Origin of the sequence: Rhodopila sp. (assembly GCF_035548095.1) — a bacterium.
Taxonomy (GTDB): Bacteria; Pseudomonadota; Alphaproteobacteria; order Acetobacterales; family Acetobacteraceae; genus Rhodopila.
This window is the reverse complement of sequence record NZ_DASZUV010000002.1, coordinates 408,871-427,754: the sequence shown is the minus strand read 5'-3', so window position 1 is coordinate 427,754 and position 18,884 is coordinate 408,871. Positions and strand designations below refer to the sequence as shown.

Annotated in this window: 11 protein-coding genes; 5 read left to right on the top strand and 6 right to left on the bottom strand. The window is 68.6% G+C overall.

Annotated features, from left to right (window positions below; genetic code table 11):
- Positions 1-163: 163 nt before the first annotated feature.
- Complete coding sequence (locus VHC04_RS04170) at positions 164-1,219, bottom strand: patatin-like phospholipase family protein (RefSeq protein WP_325678247.1); 1,056 nt, start codon at positions 1,217-1,219, stop codon at positions 164-166.
- 269 nt (positions 1,220-1,488) lie between these two features.
- Here VHC04_RS04170 and VHC04_RS04165 point away from each other — a divergent pair, with 269 nt between their 5' ends.
- Positions 1,489-2,892 carry a dipeptidase gene (locus VHC04_RS04165; RefSeq protein ID WP_325678245.1) on the top strand — a complete coding sequence of 468 codons (1,404 nt, stop codon included), beginning with the start codon at positions 1,489-1,491 and terminating at the stop codon, positions 2,890-2,892.
- 368 nt (positions 2,893-3,260) lie between these two features.
- Here the strand turns inward: VHC04_RS04165 and VHC04_RS04160 are convergent, their stop codons facing one another.
- The 4 genes from VHC04_RS04160 to VHC04_RS04145 form a co-directional block, all read right to left on the bottom strand.
- The gene (locus VHC04_RS04160) at positions 3,261-5,072 is read right to left on the bottom strand and encodes an SLC13 family permease (RefSeq protein ID WP_325678243.1); all 1,812 of its coding nucleotides are present in this window, start codon (positions 5,070-5,072) and stop codon (positions 3,261-3,263) included.
- 73 nt (positions 5,073-5,145) lie between these two features.
- A complete protein-coding gene (locus VHC04_RS04155) occupies positions 5,146-6,681 on the bottom strand; it encodes an AbgT family transporter (RefSeq protein ID WP_325678241.1) in 1,536 nt (511 codons plus the stop codon).
- 31 nt (positions 6,682-6,712) lie between these two features.
- On the bottom strand, positions 6,713-8,416 hold the full coding sequence (locus VHC04_RS04150; protein WP_325678239.1) for a DcaP family trimeric outer membrane transporter: 1,704 nt from the start codon (positions 8,414-8,416) through the stop codon (positions 6,713-6,715).
- Between the two features lie 357 nt (positions 8,417-8,773).
- Complete coding sequence (locus tag VHC04_RS04145) at positions 8,774-10,366, bottom strand: ABC transporter substrate-binding protein (RefSeq protein ID WP_325678237.1); 1,593 nt, start codon at positions 10,364-10,366, stop codon at positions 8,774-8,776.
- Between the two features lie 210 nt (positions 10,367-10,576).
- Here VHC04_RS04145 and ssb point away from each other — a divergent pair, with 210 nt between their 5' ends.
- The gene (ssb, locus tag VHC04_RS04140) at positions 10,577-11,119 is read left to right on the top strand and encodes a single-stranded DNA-binding protein (protein WP_325678235.1); all 543 of its coding nucleotides are present in this window, start codon (positions 10,577-10,579) and stop codon (positions 11,117-11,119) included.
- A gap of 278 nt (positions 11,120-11,397) precedes the next feature.
- Complete coding sequence (locus VHC04_RS04135) at positions 11,398-11,541, top strand: hypothetical protein (protein WP_325678233.1); 144 nt, start codon at positions 11,398-11,400, stop codon at positions 11,539-11,541.
- Positions 11,542-11,641: 100 nt separating this feature from the next.
- On the opposite strand, the gene VHC04_RS04130 is transcribed toward VHC04_RS04135, so the two are convergent.
- Entirely contained in the window at positions 11,642-12,586 is a 945-nt protein-coding gene (locus VHC04_RS04130; RefSeq protein ID WP_325678231.1) for a lysophospholipid acyltransferase family protein, read from the bottom strand.
- 261 nt (positions 12,587-12,847) lie between these two features.
- Here VHC04_RS04130 and VHC04_RS04125 point away from each other — a divergent pair, with 261 nt between their 5' ends.
- Both VHC04_RS04125 and VHC04_RS04120 read left to right on the top strand, forming a co-directional pair.
- The gene (locus VHC04_RS04125) at positions 12,848-14,806 is read left to right on the top strand and encodes an autotransporter assembly complex protein TamA (RefSeq protein WP_325678227.1); all 1,959 of its coding nucleotides are present in this window, start codon (positions 12,848-12,850) and stop codon (positions 14,804-14,806) included.
- On the top strand, positions 14,806-18,819 hold the full coding sequence (locus VHC04_RS04120) for a translocation/assembly module TamB domain-containing protein (RefSeq protein ID WP_325678225.1): 4,014 nt from the start codon (positions 14,806-14,808) through the stop codon (positions 18,817-18,819). Before VHC04_RS04125 ends, VHC04_RS04120 begins: the two co-directional genes overlap by 1 nt.
- Positions 18,820-18,884 lie beyond the last annotated feature (65 nt).

The window sequence follows — 18,884 nt, the reverse complement described above, 5'->3', positions numbered from 1 at the left end:
ATTCCGCCAGGAATTCGATATCAGCCCGTCGGAGCTGCGAGCGGCTTCGAGAGCGGGCCTCCGACCGCTGCCTTACGTGCCCGGCATGGCCGCGGGAGCGGACAGGACGCTGAGCAGCATGTTGCGTCCGCAATAATCTCCAACCGTGGCCCGCCGGCCGGCATCATAGCCCGTCCAGCAGCGAGTCGAGGTCCAGCGTCGAACGGGCACCGACATCCTTTCCATGCGCCATCAGAAATGCGTCGGCCGCCTTGCGCCCCTCGTCACGCAGCATGGTCAGGAAATCCCATTCGGCATTCAATTTCGATGACGAACCAAGTTCGGACAGTGCCTCGCTGGCGATGCGATGGATGCGCATCTCGGCCAGCGCGCGCATTTCCTGCGCGTCGGACGGCGGCATCCGGCGCATCAGCGCCATCATGCGCAGCTCCTTCAGCAGCACCGCGTTGAAGGCGACCTCGTTGACGCGGTTGAGGATGCCGCGTGCCGTGCGCGGCGTCTCGCCCCGCTGGATCGGATTGATCTGCACCAGGATCGTGTCCCGGGACGCGCATTCGCGCACCAGCGGCGTCATGCTCGGATTGCCGGTGAAGCCGCCGTCCCAGTAGCTTTCGCCGTCGATCTCCACCGCCTGGAACATGGTCGGCAGGCAGGCCGAGGCCAGCAGCACGGCGGGCGTGATCTCGGCGTTGCGGAACACCCGCCCGCGCCCCGTGTGCACATTGGTCGCGGTGACGAACAGCTTGATCGGCGCGTTTTTCAGACGGTCGAAGTCCACCAGTTCTTCCAGGATGGTGCCGAGGGGATTCGTTCCCATCGGATTGAGGTCATACGGAGAGAACATGCGGCCGAGCATGTCGATGGTGAGGAAGGCGGGGGAGTGGTCGAGCGACCAGCGGCCCAGGAGGACATCCAGCGGCGAGCGCTGAAACGGGCTGAACGTCGCGGCGACGCCGACCCGGTGCCAGAAGCGGTGCAATGCCTCCCGCGCGCCGGCGGGCCCGCCCGCGGCGTAGCCGTCCGCCATGACGGCGGCATTCATCGCACCGGCGGAGGTGCCGGAGATGCCGTCGATATCCAGCCAGGGTTCCTCCAGCAGCCGGTCCAGGACACCCCAGGTGAAGGCCCCATGGGAGCCGCCGCCCTGCAAGGCCAGATCGATCAGGACCGGCTCCCGGATGGCATTGTGCATGGTCTGGCCTTGATTCGTGGTCGACATGGGCTTCTTCTGCATCGTGACGATTGCTTGTAGCGGCTGACGGCTGCTTGTCGCCGCTTATAGCGCCATCCTTCGCTCTTTTGCATTGCACAAATCATGGCGCGTCCTGGCGCGGCGGGCCAGGAATCCCGATTTGATCCGGCCAGTCCCACAAATCGGGCCGAGGCTAGGAACGCATGGCCGGGCTGTGCTTCTGTTTGATCCCGGACCATGTGCGGGACGCGCGGCGCGTGGCATCATAAGCCGCGGCCGGAACGGAGGATTTGACCATGCCAGGCGCTGATCAGCAGACAGTCGAGCGTGTACTCACCCGGGTCGACACCGATCTGGACCATGCGCGGGAGCGTCTGTTCGAGCTTCTGCGGATACCCAGCATCAGCACGGAACCGGATCACAAGGCGGATATGCTGCGCGCGGCCGAATGGTTGCAGGCGCAGCTTCGGGAGCTGGGGCTGACTGTGTCGATCATTCCGACTCCGGGCCATCCGGTCGTGCTGGGCCACCATCCCGGCCCGGCCGGCGGCAAGGCGCCGAAGGTCCTGTTCTACGGGCACTACGACGTGCAGCCGGCCGACCCGCTGGAGCTGTGGAACAGCCCGCCCTTCGAGCCGCAACTGGTCGACGGCCCGCGCGGCAAGCGGATCGTCGCGCGCGGCGCCGTCGACGCAAAGGGCCAGTCGATGATGTTCATCGAGGCGTTGCGGGCGTGGAAGACCGCCGGCGGCGGCATCCCCGCGCCGGTCATCGTGCTGATGGAAGGGGAGGAGGAGGTCGGCAGCCCCAACCTGGAACCGTTCCTGAAGGCGCATCGGGCGGAGCTCGCCGCCGATTTCGCGCTGATCAGCGATACCAACATGTGGGACATCGACACGCCCGCCCTGAGCACCCGCCTGCGCGGCATGTGCAACTGCGAGGTGCGGCTGAAGGGCCCGCGCATGGACCTGCACTCGGGCCTGTTCGGCGGGTCCGCATTGAACCCGGTGAACGTGCTGGCGAAGATCCTGGGTGAGTTGCACGACAAGGACGGCCGCATCCAGGTGCCCGGCTTCTACGACGACGTCCGCGCCGTGACGCCGGAGCAGGCGAGGGAGTGGGAGGCGCTGGGCTTCGATGAGGCCGCGTTCCTGAAGGGCGTCGGGCTGACGACGCCGGGCGGGGAGAAGGGGCTGCCCGGCCTGCAACGGATCTGGGCGCGGCCCACCGCCGACATCAACGGCATATGGGGCGGCTATAGCGGTCCCGGCAGCAAGACGATCATCCCGTCGGAGGCCGGGGCGAAGGTCTCCTTCCGTCTGGTGCCGGATCAGAATCCGCACGCGATCTTCGAGGGATTCCAGGCATTCGTCCGCGAACGGCTGCCCGCCGGCATGGAGGTCACGTTCCAGGGTTTCGGCATGGCGATGGGGATCGAGATCGACACCAACACGCCATGGGCCAAGGCGGCCAAGGATGCGCTGCAGCAGGAATATGGCCGCCCGGCGGTGATGATCGGCAGCGGCGGCACCATTCCGGTGGTGGAGCAGATCAAGCGCGTGCTGGGCATCGATTCGCTGATGATGGGGTTCGGGCTGGAGGACGACCAGATCCACAGCCCGAACGAGAAATACGAGCTGACATGCTTCCACAAGGGCACGCGGTCACACGCGCTGCTGCTGGGCAAGCTGGCGGGGTGATCGCACGGGCCAGCGCCGGTGCATCGATCGGCGCCGCTCATGACCAACCGGTGCATGCCGCCGTCGGCCGTCGATCGACTCACGGAACCGGTCCTCCCGTCATGCGGCGCACGGTCCGGCACCCACGGCTGGCCGCCGAAGCCGCCAGTCAGGGGGAATAGCCAGTCAGGGGAACCGCCGGTCAGGGGGAATAGCCGGCGCGGACCTGTGCGGGTTTCGGCACAGGCATTGATGACGGGCCTGCGCCCGCCATCGCGGGAGGCGGCGGCGAAACGGCGCGGCATCGTGCCCGCGGAGCCGTTCCCTCAGAACGAAATGCCGCTTTCTCAAGAACGCCCGGCTCGAGTGCCAGGCTCAAAACCGCCCATTCAGAAATGCCAGAACAGCGGCACCCAGAACACGGCGACCAGGAAGAACAGGATCATCATCGGCAGGCCCAGCTTCCAGTAGTCGCCGAACTTGTAGCCGGCCGGCGCCATCACCATCAGGTTCACCGGCGTCGCCACCGGTGTCAGGAAGGCGGCGGCGGCGGCGACGGTGAGGCTCATCAGCACCGGGCGGCCGGAGACGTGCAGCGTCTCGGCGGCGGCCAGGCCGATCGGGATGATGATCAGCGCCGTGGCGGTGTTGCTGATCAGCTGCCCCAGCACCGCGGTCAGCACGAACAGCCCGGCCAGCAGCGCGTAGGGGCTGCGGTCGCCGACCAGGCTGACCAGCCCGTCCGCCAGCAGATTGGCGGCGCCGCTGTTGGTCATCGCGGTCGACAGCGGAATCATCGCGCCGATCAGGATCACGGTCGTCCAGTTGATGGAGCGGTACGCCTGGTCCACGCTGACCACGTTGAACGCCACCATGGCGAAGGCGGCCAGCAGGCCGGCCAGGACCGACGGCACCAGATTGGTCGCCAGCAGCACGACCATGCCCACCATGATCGCGATCGCCGTCGCCGCACCCCGACCCATCGGGATGGCCTGCCGCCGCACGACCTCCGGGGAATCCACGACCAGCACGTCCGGATCGTCCAGGTGACGGTCCAGCGCATCCCAGGTGCCCATCAGCAGCAGCGTGTCGCCTTGCGCCAGCACCGTCTCGCCCGGCCCCGGATCCTCGCCCCGGCGCTGCACCGCCAGCACCAGCAGATCGCCGCTGGGTGTTGTCATGCCCGGAAACACCGCCTGGCCGATCAGCTCCGATCGTGGCGGAACGATCACCTCGGCCAGGCCGGAATCGCGGTTGAACAGGGATTCGGCCATGTCGGCCGGCGTGTCGGGCGGCTGGAACGACAGGTGCATGGCGGTTGCCAGGGCGCCCGCGTCATCGGCGTCGCCGCGCACGACGATCAGGTCGCCCTCGGCCAGCGTCTGCCGCCGCACCGGGCCGGTGCCGTCGCCCGAGAGGACCGACACGAAGGCGAGCCCGGCATATTCGCGCAGGTTCACCGCATGGATGGACGCGCCGACATAGGGCGAGGAGGCCCTGATGCGGAGCTGGAACAGGCCGTCCTCCAGCCGGTACTGCTCGATCAGCGTGCGGGCATGCTGACTCAGGTCCGACGGCAGCGACCGGCCGCTCCGCATTGGCAGCAGGCGCTCCCCGAACAGCACGACGATCGCCATCGTGCCGATGATCAGCGGCAGCCCGGCCAGAGCGAAGGAGAAGACCCTGAACGGCGCCATGCCGTGATAGTCGGCCGCCTCCGCCACCAGCAGGTTCACCGGCGTGCCCATCAGCGCCAGCATGGACCCGGCGTGGGAGGCGAAGACCAGCGGCATCAGCAGTTGCGACGGCGGGCGCTTCAGGCGCACGGCGGCGACCACCACCACCGGCAGCAGCGCCGCGACGGCGCCGTTGACGCTGATCAGCGCGGTCAGTACCGCCACCAGCGACATCATCATCAGCAGCAGCCGCGTCCGCGAACCCCCCGCCCTGGCGATCAGCGTCTGCCCCGCCCAGGCGGTGACGCCGGTCACCTCCAGCCCCGCGCTGACGACGAACAAGGCGGCGATGAACAGCACGGCCGGATCGCCGAACCCGCGCAGCGATTCATCCAGCGTCGTCACACCGGTGAAATAAAGCGCGAGCGACGTGCCGATCGCGACCAGAATGACCGGGAAACGATCCCAGATGAACAGCACGACGATGGCGGCGACGATCGCGAAGGTGATGGTCACATCGCTCATGCGAAGCGTCCGCGTAACCGGCGGCCAGATCCTTGCATATTGGTCCTGATCCCTTGCTGGATCCCGGTCACGGCTAGATCCCGGTCGGAATGCCAAGCATATACCAGAGGATCAGCAGGATCAGCCATACAACAAACACGACGACCGTATATGGCAGCATCATCGCCACCACCGTGCCGACGCCGGCGTCCTTCTGGTACTTCTGGGCGAAGATGACGATCATGCCGAAATAGGCCATCAGCGGCGTGACCGCGTTGGCCGGCGAATCGCCGACGTGATAGGCGGCGAGAACGATTGCCGGCGATACGCCCAGCTTCAGGAACAGCGGCACGAAGATCGGTGCCAGGATCGCCCATTTTGCGATCGCCGCCGGAATGATCAGGTCGACCAGGAAGGTTACCAGGACGAACACGATCAGCAGCGTCACCGATCCCATGTTCGCCTGCTCGATGACATGGGACAGATTGACCGCGGCGATGGTGGCCAGGTTGCTGTAGTTGAAATGCGCCAGGAACTGGCTGATCACCAGGAACAGGAAGATCAGGCCGCCCAGGCCGGCGAAGGTCTTGGTGATCGCCGCGATCGCCTGTGTCAGCGTCCGGATGGTGCCGGCCCCGCGGCCATACGCGTACCCGCAGGCGAAGAACACCGCGGCGATCAGCACGATCAGGCTGTTCATCAGCGGCGAATCGCCGATCAGCGCGCCGGTTTCCGGGTTGCGCAGCGGCGCCCCCGGCGGCAGCGCCAGCAGGCCGATCACCACCAATGAGCCGATCAGCGCCCATAGCGCGTTGCGCAGGCCGCGCGCCTCGGCGGCGGCATCGACCGTGCTGGCCTCCACCACCGCATCGCCGTGATACGGCCCCAGCCGCGGCTCCACCACCCGCTCGGTCACGATCGTGCAGACGATGCACATCACCACCGCCGATACCATCGAGAACCACATGATCGCCGTCAGGTACAAGGTGGTGCCGGGGCTGATCAGATGGATCGCGTCGTTGGTGATCTCGGTCAGCACGGCGTCGACCGGCGTGATGATCAGGTTCACCCCGAACACCACCGCGACGCCGGCGAAGGCGGCGGCGAGGCCGGCGATCGGATGCCGCCCCAGGCTGAGGAACGCCGAGGCGCCCAGCGGGATCAGCACCAGGTAGCCGGCGTCGGACGCGACCGAGGACAGCACGCCCATGGCGACGATGATGAAGGTGATCAGCTGCCGCGGCGCGCCGGAGACGATCTTGCGGATCAGCGCCGCGATCAGGCCGGCCTCCTCGGCCAGGCCCACGCCGACCATCGCCACCAGGATCACGCCGACCGGTCCGAAGCCCAGGAAATTGCGGATGACCGAGGTAATGATGAAGCTGATGCCGGCCGGCGTCAGCAAGCTGTTCACCGTCGCCGTCGCGTCCCTGATTTCATGCGAGGCCGGATCGACCACCTGATAGGACACCGACGTCCCCAGCATGTGAAACAGCTGCGACAAGACGATGACGACACCCGACATGATCAGGAAGATGATGGCGGGATGCGGTACCTTGTTGCCGATGGCCTCGACCCCATCCAGCAGCTGCTGCATAAAGGTCTTGCGTTCCGTGACCAGCGCACGCATGTGCGGTCTCTCCTGTCAGTCGAGGCGTGTATCAGAAGCGGGCGATCACGGCGCCGACGATCCGGTTGGCGATGCCCTGGCCATAGCCGGCATTGCCGGCCATGGCGGAGCCACCGAACAGGTCGCGCCGTGTGAAAAGATACTCGAGGCCGACATCCAGGAAGCCGCTGGCGAAGGCGCCATTGCGAATATCGCCGAACGGACTCCAGATCAGATTGACGAAGACCTGCTGCATGTCGCGGTTGAGATTGAGCGCGGATACGGACCCCGGCACGAATTGCAGCGCATAGGACGGATAGTCCTGGCGCGCATAGGCATAGGAGACGTTGCTGCGCAGCTGCGGCGTCCAGAACCGGCGATAGGCGACGATGACGCCATAGGTCGGCAACGGGTCCAGGCTGCCGCCGACGACGCCCGGCAGGCCGGCATCGGACAGCGCGTCCTGGCCCGAGGTGTTGCCGGCGAAGTAGCGGCCGATGCCCTGGCCGTAATAGGCCATGCCGGTGATCGTATCGGTCCCGAACCCGTCCCAGATCCAGCGCATCGGCACGCTGACATGCGCGGCCAGGCCCCAGCCGGTGGCGTTCAGGTTCAGGTTCGGCGGCGACAGCGCGGTGCCGGAGGTCCGCACGCTGAGGCGCCGCAGCAGGCCGCGCACATCGGCGACCAGCCCGTCCTCGCGATAGGTCAGGCGGCCCAGCAGGTCGGGCGCCGTGTTGAAGGCCGGGCTGGCGCCGCCATTGACGACGCTGCCGGGCGTATAGACGCCGTTCACCGACGTGTACTGCGTGTCCGCCGCCTCCAGCGAGATCATCCCGGTCAGCCCCGGGGCCAGCCGCCCGGTCGCCCGGATCTGTGCCTGGCGGATGAAGGACTGGTTCAGGTTGGTGGCGTCGATCAGGGTCTCGAAAATACCCTCGTTCCACAGGCTGTTCGCCTGGCCGGCCAGCACACGGAATTCCTCGGTGCCCAGTTCCGCCCAGGCCTGGCGCAAGCGGAACACGGCGTTGCTGCTGGTGGGCGAGCCGCCGCCGAAATCACCTTCGATGCGGGTTTCCAGCGTGCCCCAGCCGGTCAGCGTGCGGCTGTCGACGCCGATCCGGCTGAACCGGCCGGTCATGCCGAAATCGCCGCCCTGCTGGTCGGCGGCGCTGCCGGCCAGCGGAATGGTCTGCGCCGGCGGCGCGTCGGTCTGGTTGCGGCCGTTCAGGTCGTAATAGGACGACAGCTTGGCGAAGCCATACAGCCGGACCTCGGACTGGGTGCCGGGAATGCGGATCGCCAGGCCCGGCAGGTCGGAGCGCAGCGCATCCTCGTCGGCAAACTGGTTGCCCATCGGCTCCGGCGCCGACAGGCCGGGGATGTTCGGATCGAGCGCGGCAGCCACCGCCTCGGCCGCGGCCTTCCTGGTCTCCGCCTTGACCTCTGCTGCGGATAGCGGGGGCGTGGCCGCGATGGCGAGCGGCGCCGATGGCGCGGCCGCGGCGGGCGGATGCGCGCTGGCCAAGGGCCCGGCGGCTGGGGGTGCGGCGGCCGGCGGCGCGGCCGCGACCTTCGCCGGCTTGCGGGGTTCGGCATGACGTGCCACGGCGGCGGTCCGCGGCTGTGCGCCCGGCTTCTCCGTCGTCTTCAGTTCGCCCTCGAGCTGATCGACCCGCTTCTGCAGCTGGTCGATCTTGCGCATCAGCTCCTCCATCGTCGGCTGCTGCTGCGCCTCGGCGGATCTGCCCAGCATCAGGCACGCCGCCGCAACGCCAAGGACCAGAGTATGACGCCGCATCTTCCCCCCGTTGGGCCGGCGGGCGGCCCGTCCCCGGCGGCTCGCCGGAATACCCGGAAACTCCACCAAAACCTGTGATCGGGCAACAGTTTACAGGGTGGCATTCACGGCCGTTGTGGGCCAGAGATCCCAATGCCGTGCGAGATGTTCCAAATCATCGTGCGGTATGTTCCAAATCCGGCACGGCATCGCTGGTGGATCGGGCTCGGAGGATCGGGCCCGGTGGATCGGGGCCGGTGGATCGGGGCCGGCGCATCCACGCCATCGTGCCGCACCCCGTCGGCCGGCACGATGCGCCACCCGCCGCCAGTCCTACTTGTCGAGCCACACATCCTCCCACCGCCAGCCGTTGTAGATGCTGTTCACCATGATCGTCATGTTCCTGACGTAAGGGTGCCAGCAGGCGGCGGCGACATCGTGGAAGATGATCGGGCGCACCACGTCGTCGGCCAGCCTGCGTTCGATATCCCAGACCATGGCTCGGCGCTTCTGGAAGTCGGTCTCCATCGACTGCCGGTCGAAATCCGCCTCCAGCGCCTTGTTGCAATAGCCCGTATAGTTGCGCAACGAGCCGCAGGCGTAATTCTCGTAGAAATTCTGGTCGGGGTCGTCCAGCGCGCTGCCCGTCTGGTTGACGCCGACGGCATAGTCCTTCTTGAACACGCGGGCATAGAATTGCGGCGTGTCCACCACGTCCAGATCGGCATCGATATAGATCTGCTTGAGCTGGTCGTTCATGATCAGCGCGGGATCGCGGAAGGTGGGAATGTTGCGGGTGAAGATTTTCGTCTTCAGCATGTTGTCCGGCCCGTACCCCAGTTTCCGCATGATCGCCTGGGCCTCCGCCCGGTTCCTCGCCACGTCCGGGCCATAACCGGTCAGCGTGTGCAGCATGTCCTCGGGCATGCCCCAGACGCCTTCGGGTGGCGGCAGCATCGCGGCGCCGATCCGGCCCTGACCCTCATTGATGATGTCATTGAACGCCTTGCGGTCGATCGCCAGCGCCAGCGCCTTGCGGATGTCCGGGTTGTCGAAGGGCGGCGCGTCCCGGTTGACGATCAGGTTGGTGTCGACGTTGGTCCGCCGCAGCACGCAGATGGCGTCCGGATCCTGCCGGTGGATATCGCGCAGCAGCGCGACGGATACGTCGGTCGGATAGGTCATGTCATACCGCCCGGCCACGAAGCCCAGCATCCGCGTCGCGCGGTTGGGCACGATCTGGTATTCGATCGCGTCCAGATAGGGCAGGCCCGGCTTCCAGTAGTTCGGGTTGCGCTCCAGCCGGATCGATTCATTCAGCCTGTAGAAGACGAAACGGAACGGCCCGGTGCCGATCGGCCTGCTGCGCATCGCCGCGGGCGGCACATGGCACGGATAGACCGGCGACCAGCCGGACGCCAGCAGTGCGATGAAGGAGGGCTGTGGTCGTTTCAGATGGAATGTCACCCGGTCCTCGGCGTCGACCGAGATCGATTCCAGGTTCTTGAACCAGGCCTGGCGGGGACTCTTGCGCATCTTGCCCGGGTCCAGGCCGGCCACCATGTCCCAGGTGCATTTCACGTCCGCGGCCGTGAACGGTTTCCCGTCGTGCCAGGTCACGCCCCGCCGCAACGTGAAGCGCAGCGATGTCCCGCCCTCGCCCCATTGCCAGGATGTCGCCAGCTCCGGCCGGATCGTTTCGATACTGTGGCGCGGTTCGTGCTGGTCGAACAGCACCAGGTTGTTGAACACCGGCATGAAGGGGATCACCACCGAGGCGGTCCCTTCCTCCTGGATCGACGGGCTGGGGGGCGAGTCGATATGCGGTACCGTGATGGTCCCGCCATGCTTCTGCGCCATGGCCGGGGCCGCCGCCGCCATCGCCAGAATGCCGGCGGCCAGCCGGCGCATGCGTCTGGATCGCACCGTAAACCTCCCTGTCAGCGCCGGGTTTTCCCGGTCATGCGGGACAGGCTGCCGCAACGCGCGCAACGAAGGCAAGCGCCGCGGCCGACAACGGGCTTTCAACGTTAACGGAATGGCAGGACTTCCGGCGCAGGATCGCTGGCCAGTGCCCCCGGATCGCGATAAACCGGGCAGGATAGCGAACACATTTGCATTCAAAGGCAGCGACAGATGGCAGGCAGCGTCAACAAGGTGATCCTGGTCGGCAACCTGGGAAAAGACCCGGAAGTCCGCCAGACGCAGGATGGCAGCAAGATCGTCAACCTCACGCTCGCCACCAGTGAGACCTGGAACGACCGCGCCTCCGGTGAGCGGAAGGAACGGACCGAGTGGCACCGGGTGGTGATCTTCAACGACCGGATCGGCGATGTGGCGGAGCGCTTCCTGCGCAAGGGCGCGAAGGTCTATGTCGAGGGTTCGCTGCAGACCCGCAAATGGACCGACCAGCAGGGGCAGGAGCGCTATACGACCGAGGTGGTAATCGGCCGCTTCAAGGGCGAGCTGACCATGCTGGACAGCCGCTCCAGCGGCGGCGGGGACAGCGCCTATGGCTCTGACCCGAGCGCCTCGCCCGGTGGCGGGGGATATGGCTCGCGCGAGCGGGCGCCGGCGGTTTCCGGCGGTGCCGCTCGGCCATCCGGTGCGCGGGGCGGGTCGAGCCCATCCTGGGACGCGCCGCGCGGCGCCGACCTGGACGACGAAATCCCGTTCTGACCGCCGCGACGTCGAAGCGCGGGCGGCGGGGTGCCTCCCGTGGGCCAGGCGCATTCCCCCGCCGCGTCACGGACAGGCCAGGGCCGCACCCTCCCTGTGGCAGTTCCGGCAGTGGGTGGTGGGCAGTGGACATTAGGCATTGGGCACAGGCTGGGCGTGCAGGCCCGGCCGGGATGGACGACACGCATGAGTGACAGGAAGGATGTCCCCGGCGCCCCGACCTTCCCTTGAAGGTTGATATCTCCCGCCAATGATTGGGGAGATTCCAAGGAGCCGACATGAAGATTGCTTTGCAGACGCTGATGGCCGCTGGCCTGGCCCTGAGCCTGGCGGCGTGCGGTGGGGGCGGGTTCGCCCAGCCGGCGTACTCCACCGGCTATGCCACCGGGGGTGGCAATCCGATGATGGGCGGCGGCGGGTGAGGCCAGGCCGCCCCGGCACCCTGGATGACTCCGGCCAGGTGGCTTCGCGTCCAGGTGGCGCCGAGTATGGAGGACCCGTCGCCAGCGCCCTTGTCGCGGCCTACGCGTACACCATGCCGTCCGAGGACCCGTCCCCGGGGTCGCCGGCCCCAGCCGCACCGGCGGTCGCCGCCGGCGCGACGTCCGTTGGCGACCGGTTCTGCCGCAGCAGCGATGCCCCGTCCGCCACCACCTGCCACACCGCCTGCGACAGTGTCTTGCGGTCGGTGAACGCCGACGGGTCGATCGGCGGGTGCAGCAGCACCGTGGCGCGCAGGCCGGTATACTGGCCCAGCCGCCAGAAATGCGTGGCGATGTCCATGTCGCCGTACCAGGCGAAGATCGGCCGGCTCGCCCGTCCCGCCGGCAGGCCGCCCAGCCGGTCATAGACCACCGATACCGGCTGGATCAGCGGCGTAGCCTCCGGCCGGTCGCCTGGCCGCGGTTGGACCGCCGAGAAGAATGCGCTGCGGAACGGCAGCACGCGGGAGCCGTCGGAGCTGGTGCCCTCGGGGAACAGGATCAGGTTGTCGCCGGCCTGCATCCGCCCGCGCATGTCATCCCGCTCCCGCCCCGTGGCGGTGCGGCTGCGGGAGACGAACACGGTCCGGCCAAGCCTGGCGATCGAGCCGACGACCGGCCAGCCGGCGACCTCGCCCTTGGATACGAAGCTGGCGGTCAGCACGCCCCCCAGCACGGGAATGTCCACCCAGGAAGAGTGGTTGGAGACGAACAGCACCGGCCGCAAGGCGCCGCTGGCCTGCTGGCCCAGCACGCGGACCTCCAGCCCCAGCAGCCGGGCGAAGACCGCCCAGAAGAAGCGGGGGAAGCGGATCCGGGCATGGCCCTTCATCATCAGCAGCACGCCCTGGATGGCCATGCAGGGCAGCGTCCAGGCCACCACCGCCAGCAGCCGCCGCACCACGCGTATCCGGCGCGCGACCAGCCATCCGTCGCGGTGCGTCGGCAGCGCCAGCAGGAAGTTGGGCGTGTGGTCCTCCGGCAACCGTGATGGACGCCGAATCGCGCGGTGCCCTAGACTCCCCGGACCGACAATCCCCTGATCGCGTTTCGATGACTGATCCATGATATCCGGGATAACGCTGAGGCCAGGACCGAACAATGGCATGATGGTGACCGTTCCGGGACGCAATATCTCCAAATGTGGCGCGCCGAACGGTGCCGGGTCGTCCTCACGGAGCCTCTGGTTGTCTGACGATCGGCCGAGCGGTGAACCCGGCGGTGAACCCGGTGTGAGCGGTTCGGCGTGACCGGTTCCGCCCGTCGGCCCGGACCCGCCGCCGCGTTTTGCCGGAAGATGCTGGCCGCCAGGGCCGTGCTGCTGCCGCTGAGCGCCACCCCATTGGCCCTTACCCCGTTGGTCCCCACCTCGCTGGTCCTCACCCCGCTGGCCGCCACCTCGCTGACCGCCGCCCTGGCGGTGGCCTTGACGGCCGGCGGCGCCCGGGCGGCCGATCCGCAGCCCTATGACGTCACGCTGACGCCCACCGGCAACAGCGCGCTGGATACCGCGTTGCATGACAGTTCGAGCCTGATTTCCCTGCGGGAGAGCGCGCCGGTCGGCGCCTTCGCGCTGACCGAGCGCGCGCGCCAGGATGAGCAGCGTTTCCGCACCGTCTTGAACAGCTTCGGCTACTACAAGGCCACGGTCACTTTGACGGTGAACGGCCACGCGCTGGACGATCCGAACTTGTATGCGCAGATCGACAGCATGCCGGCGCAGCCGCCGGCGGCGGTCGTCGCCCGCTTCGATCTGGGACCGCAATTCACTCTGGGCAGGGTCGATATCTCCGGCACGGTGCCGGAGAACAGCCGCAAAAGCCTGGCTCTGGCCTCCGGCCAGCCGGCCCTGGCAGCGGATGTGCTGGCCGCGCAAGGGCGGCTGCAGGGGGCGCTGCGGGAGGATGGGTACCCGTTGGCCCAGGTGCCGGTGCCGGTGGCGACGCTCCGGCTCGACCGCAACCAGCTGGATGTGGATTTCCAGCCGGATGTCGGACCAAAGGCTGATATCGGCCCGATCGATTTCAGCGGGCTGAAACGGATGAACGCCGACTTCATCCGCGAACGCCTGACCATCCACCAGGGCCAGCTCTATCAGCCCTCGGCGGTCGAAGCCGCTCGGACCGACCTGCTGTCGCTGGGCGTCTTCTCCACCGTGCGGGCGGTGCCGGGGACCGCGGTGAATGCCGACGGACAATTGCCGCTGACCTTCGATTTCACCGAACGCCCGCGTCACCTGGTGGATATGGGCATCAGCTACTCCACCGATCTCGGCGTCGGCTACTCGGTCGGCTGGCATGACCGCAACCTGTTCGGCAACGCGGAACAGCTGAACCTGACCGCCGCCGCCCAGCTTGGCGGCACCGCCGTCACGAAGCCCGGCTACAATTTCCTGGCGCAGTTCATCAAGCCGGACTTCCTGCGCCGCGACCAGGGACTGGAGGTCTCGCTCAATGCCCTGAAGCAGAGCCTGAAGGCCTACGACCAGACCGCGTTGATCGAACGGGTGCAGATCAACCGCCGGTTGACGACGTTCTGGACGGTCAGCGTCGGGGTGGAGGGAATCCAGGAACGCATCGAACAGGAAGGCGTCAGCCGCACCTATAACTTGGTTGGCGTGCCGCTGACCGTCAGCTACGACAGCACCGGCAACCCGTTCAATCCGACGCACGGCATCAAGGCGAGCGTCTATGTCCGACCGACCGAGTCCCTCGGCAGCAAGAACACCGCCTTCGTCATCATGCAGGCGACCGGCTCGACCTATTTCGACCTGCTGGGCAACGGCAACACGATCCTGGCGCTGCGCGGCCTGGTCGGCGGGATTCCGGGCGTGTCGACCTTCGAGATCCCACCCGATCAGCGCTTCTACGCCGGCGGCACCGCGACCGTCCGCGGCTACCGGTTCCAGTCGCTGGGGCCGCAATTCCCGGATGGCAATCCCACCGGCGGCACGTCGATCACCGCCGGCACGGTGGAGCTGCGGCAGAAGGTCTGGGGCAATTTCGGCGCCGTCGTGTTCCTGGACACCGGCCAGGTCACCGCGCCCGGCCAGCCCTTCTCGGGAAGCTGGCATGCCGGGGCAGGCGCCGGCGCGCGGTACTACACACCGATCGGGCCGATCCGGCTGGATGTCGCCGTGCCGCTGAACAAGCTGCCGGGCGGTGATTCCTTCGCCGTCTATGTCGGCCTGGGACAGGCTTTCTGATGCGCCGCCTTCTGACATGGCTGGGCTGGACCGTCGCGGTGCTGATCGCGCTGCCGGTCGTCGCCGTGATCGCGGTGCTGATCCTGGCCAATACCGGGACCGGCCGGGCGCTGATTGAAAGCCAGGCGGCCACGCTGACCGGCGGGATGGTCAGGCTGCAAGGCATCGGCGGCCGTTTCCCCGACCGGCTGCGTATCGGCACCATCGAGGTTGCCGATGCCAAGGGCGTCTACGCCACCATCCACGATGCCGCGCTGGACTGGTCGCCGCTGCGCCTGGCGCGGATGACCGTCGCGATCGACCAGCTGACGGCGCGTGAGATCGACCTGCCGCGCCTGCCGGAATCCTCGGGCGCGAAATCCGGCAGCGGCGGTTCATCATCCTCCTACCGCCTGCCGGTGCGGGTGGAGCTGGACCGGCTGCGCGTCGACTCGGCCGTGATCGGCGCGGCGGTGGCCGGCGTCGCCGCCAGGCTCTCGCTGGACGGGGAAGGGCGGGCGGACTCGCTGACCGACGCGACGGTGCGCCTGGTGGCGAAGCGGCTGGACAGCCTCGGCGAATACCGGGTCTCGGCGGCGCTGACGGGCGACCACATCAAGGCCGACCTCCAGGCCGAGGAGCCGCCGCATGGCCTGATCTCCGGCATCGCGAAACTGCCGGACCTGGGCGCCGTGTCGGTCGAGGCCTCGATCGACGGTTCGCGCGACGCGCTGGCGACGCAGGCGGGGGTGAAGGCCGGCGACCTGAGCGCCTCCGCCTCCGGCACGGTGGATCTCGACCATGCAGCGGCCGACCTGCTGGTGAAGGCGCAGGCCCCGGCGATGACGCCGGCGCCGGGCGTGTCGTGGCAGTCGGTGCTGGTGGATGCGCGGGTGCACGGCCCGTTCACCAGCCCGGACGTGGCGGGCACCGTGCGGCTGCGGGACATGGCCGCCGGCGGGGCGAGGATCACGGCGCTGGATGCCGATGTCAGCGGCAATGCCGGCCAGGTCAGCCTGCGCGCCAGCGCCGCGGTGGCGGAGGTCCCCGGTCCGAAGCCGGACCTGCTGGCCGCCGCGCCGGTCAGGCTGGAAGCGACGGTGGAGCTGGCGGAGCCAGACCGGCCGGTGCGCTTCACCGTGACCCACCCGCTGCTGGCCCTGGACGGCATCGCGCAGACGGCGGGGAGCCGGAATGCGCGGGTGCATCTGGTGGTCGGCGACCTGGCGCCGCTGGCCGCCGTGGGGGCGGTGGATCTGCGCGGCAGCGCCGACCTGACCGCGCAGGCGGCGCTGAAGGGCGACACCACCACGCTCGCCTTGCAGGGCAAGATCGGCATCACCGGCGGCCTCGCGCCGGTGCCGCCGCTGGTCGGGCCGGCCGCCACCATCGACATGGCCGCGTCGCTGCGGGGCCAGGACGTCACGCTGTCGCACCTGGCAGTGAACGGCAAGACGCTGCGGATCACCGCCAGCGGCAGCCTGGCCAGCCAGGCCCTGGACGCCGACTGGACGCTGGCGCTGACCGATCTGGCGGCGGTGCAGCCTGGCGTATCCGGCAAGGTCGAGGCCAAGGGCCATGCCGGCGGCAAGCTGACCGACCTGGCGGCCACCGCCGACATCGTCGCCGACGTCGCCGCGCGCGGCTACTCCTCGGGGCGTGTCACCACCCATGTCGAGGCCTCCGGGCTGCCCGAGGCTCCCAAGGCCAGCGTGACGGCGCAGGGCACGCTGCTGGACGCGCCGCTGTCGCTGGCCGTGACCGGCGACCGCACCGGTGACGGCACCGTGCACGCCACCATCGACCATGTGACCTGGAAGTCGCTGAAGGCCGGCGGCGCGCTGACCTTGCCGACGGGGGCGATGCTGCCGCTGGGCAATCTGCGGCTGACCATGACGCGGCTGGCCGATCTGTCGCCGCTGGTGGGCCGGCCGCTCAACGGCGACGCCACGGCGACGCTGGACTCGGATGAGCGCGCGGCGAGGGCCAACGTCACCGTGCGCGGCCTGGGCGTGGCGGGCGCCGCCAATGCCGGGCGGATCGTGCTGGCCGGGACGGTGACCGACCCGCTGAAGAACCCCGCCATCGATGCGACAATGACCGCGGACGGGGTTTCCGCTACCTCGGTCCAGGGCACCACGGCGCGTGTGACCGTGAAGGGCACGCTGGACGCCCTGGCGGTCGGCGTCACCGCCAATGCCACCGCCGCCGGCGCGCCGACGCGGCTGACCACGGCGGCGACGGTCAACGCCGACGCGCGGACGGTGCTGCTGCGGTCGCTGGAGGCGAGCTGGAAGCAGCAGACCCTCCGCCTGCTGGGTCCCGCCACCATCGCCTTCAAGGACGGGGTCTCGGTCGACCGGCTGCGGCTGGGCTTCCGCCAGGCGGTGCTGACCCTGGCGGGCAGCGCCGGCACCCGGCTGGACCTGACCGCCACCCTGCGCGACCTGCCCGCCGATATCGGCACGATCATCGACCCGTCCTATGCCGCCGACGGCGTGATCAATGCCGAGGCGCGGCTGACCGGCACACCGGCCAGGCCCGAGGGTTCGGTGAAGCTGACCGCCGACCGGGTGCGCCAGCGCCGTGGTCCCGGCCAGGCCCTGCCGCCCGCCAGCCTCAACCTGAACGCCACGCTGCTGGGCACCTCGGTCCGGCTGGACGGGCGGCTGACCGCCGGATCCTCCAACCTGACGGCCAGCGGCACCGCGCCGATGGCGGCCAGCGGTCCGCTGGACCTGCGCACCGAGGGCCGCGTCGACCTGCGGATGCTGGACCCGCTGCTGATGGCCGAGGGCAGGCGCGCCCGCGGCACCATCGCGCTGAACGCCACCGTCGCCGGCACTGCCGTGGCGCCGCGGATCAACGGTACGGTGACCCTGACCGGCGGCGCCTTCACTGACTACCGGCTGAACGCGCGCGTCACCGACCTGAACGCCACCATCCAGGCCAATGGCGACACCATCACACTGTCCCAGTTCGCCGGCAGGGCGGGCGAGGGCACGCTGGGCGGCAGCGGCACCATCAGCCTGGCGGGCGCGATGCCGGTAGACCTGCATTTCACCGCCAGCAATGCCCGCCCGATTGCCGGCGACCTGCTGAGCGCGGTGCTGAACGCCGATGTAACCGTCCGTGGCGACGTGAAGGCAAGGCTGGAGGCCGGTGGCACCGTCACCATCATGCGCGCCGATATCCGCATCCCGGAGACCCTGCCGGCCAGCGTCGCCGTGCTGCCGGTGCGCGATCCCAACGCGCCGCCTCCACCGCCGCCGCCGCCGCCCAGCGATTCGGTCATTGCCCTGAACATCACCGTGAACGCGCCGGAGCAGGTGTTCATCCGCGGCCGCGGGCTGAACGCGGAGCTGGGCGGGCACATCCATGTCGGCGGCACCGCCGCCAATCCCCAGCCCTCGGGCGCGCTGACCCTGCGCCGCGGCACGCTGAGCATCATCGGCACCACGCTGACCTTCACCGAGGGCCAGATCGACTACAATGGCGGCGACCTGACCAACCCGGCGCTGAAATTCGTCGCCCAGTCGGTGACCTCCACGCTGGTGGCGACGCTGACCATCACCGGCGACGTGCAGCATCTGAAGATCGCCCTGTCCAGCGTGCCCGACATGCCGCAGGACGAGATCCTGGCGCAGATGCTGTTCAACACGGACTCGTCGAAGCTCAGCCCGCTGCAGCTCGCGCAGATCGCCGCCGCGCTGGCGCAGCTGTCGGGCGCGACCTCGGGCATCGGCGATCCGCTGGACGCCATCCGCAGCAGCCTGGGCCTGGACCGGCTGACGGTCGGCAGCGATTCATCCGGCAAGCCCACGCTGGAGGCCGGCCGCTACATTTCCCGCCGGGTCTATGTCGGCGCTCGGCAATCCGCCTCGGGCGGCGGGTCGCAGGCGACGTTGCAGGTGGACCTGACCAGGGGGCTGAAGCTGGAGGCGACCGCCGGGTCAGGCCAGACCACGGCGACCGGTGCCACCAGCTCCTCCGACGCCGCCACGGTCGGGCTGCGGTATCAGTTCGAATATTGAGCATGGACCGGGCGCGGGGGCGGCAAGCGCCATCCGTCAGCCGCCACCCATCAGCCGCCATCCGT

What these genes read in the sequence shown, in the direction of transcription:
- VHC04_RS04155 (WP_325678241.1), bottom strand. Translation starts at nt 6,681, where the DNA reads ATGCGTGCGCTGGTCACGGAACGCAAGACCTTTATGCAGCAGCTGCTG.
- VHC04_RS04120 (WP_325678225.1), top strand. Translation starts at nt 14,806, where the DNA reads ATGCGCCGCCTTCTGACATGGCTGGGCTGGACCGTCGCGGTGCTGATC.
- VHC04_RS04135 (WP_325678233.1), top strand. Translation starts at nt 11,398, where the DNA reads ATGAAGATTGCTTTGCAGACGCTGATGGCCGCTGGCCTGGCCCTGAGC.
- VHC04_RS04160 (WP_325678243.1), bottom strand. Translation starts at nt 5,072, where the DNA reads ATGAGCGATGTGACCATCACCTTCGCGATCGTCGCCGCCATCGTCGTG.
- VHC04_RS04165 (WP_325678245.1), top strand. Translation starts at nt 1,489, where the DNA reads ATGCCAGGCGCTGATCAGCAGACAGTCGAGCGTGTACTCACCCGGGTC.
- VHC04_RS04170 (WP_325678247.1), bottom strand. Translation starts at nt 1,219, where the DNA reads ATGTCGACCACGAATCAAGGCCAGACCATGCACAATGCCATCCGGGAG.
- VHC04_RS04150 (WP_325678239.1), bottom strand. Translation starts at nt 8,416, where the DNA reads ATGCTGGGCAGATCCGCCGAGGCGCAGCAGCAGCCGACGATGGAGGAG.
- ssb (WP_325678235.1), top strand. Translation starts at nt 10,577, where the DNA reads ATGGCAGGCAGCGTCAACAAGGTGATCCTGGTCGGCAACCTGGGAAAA.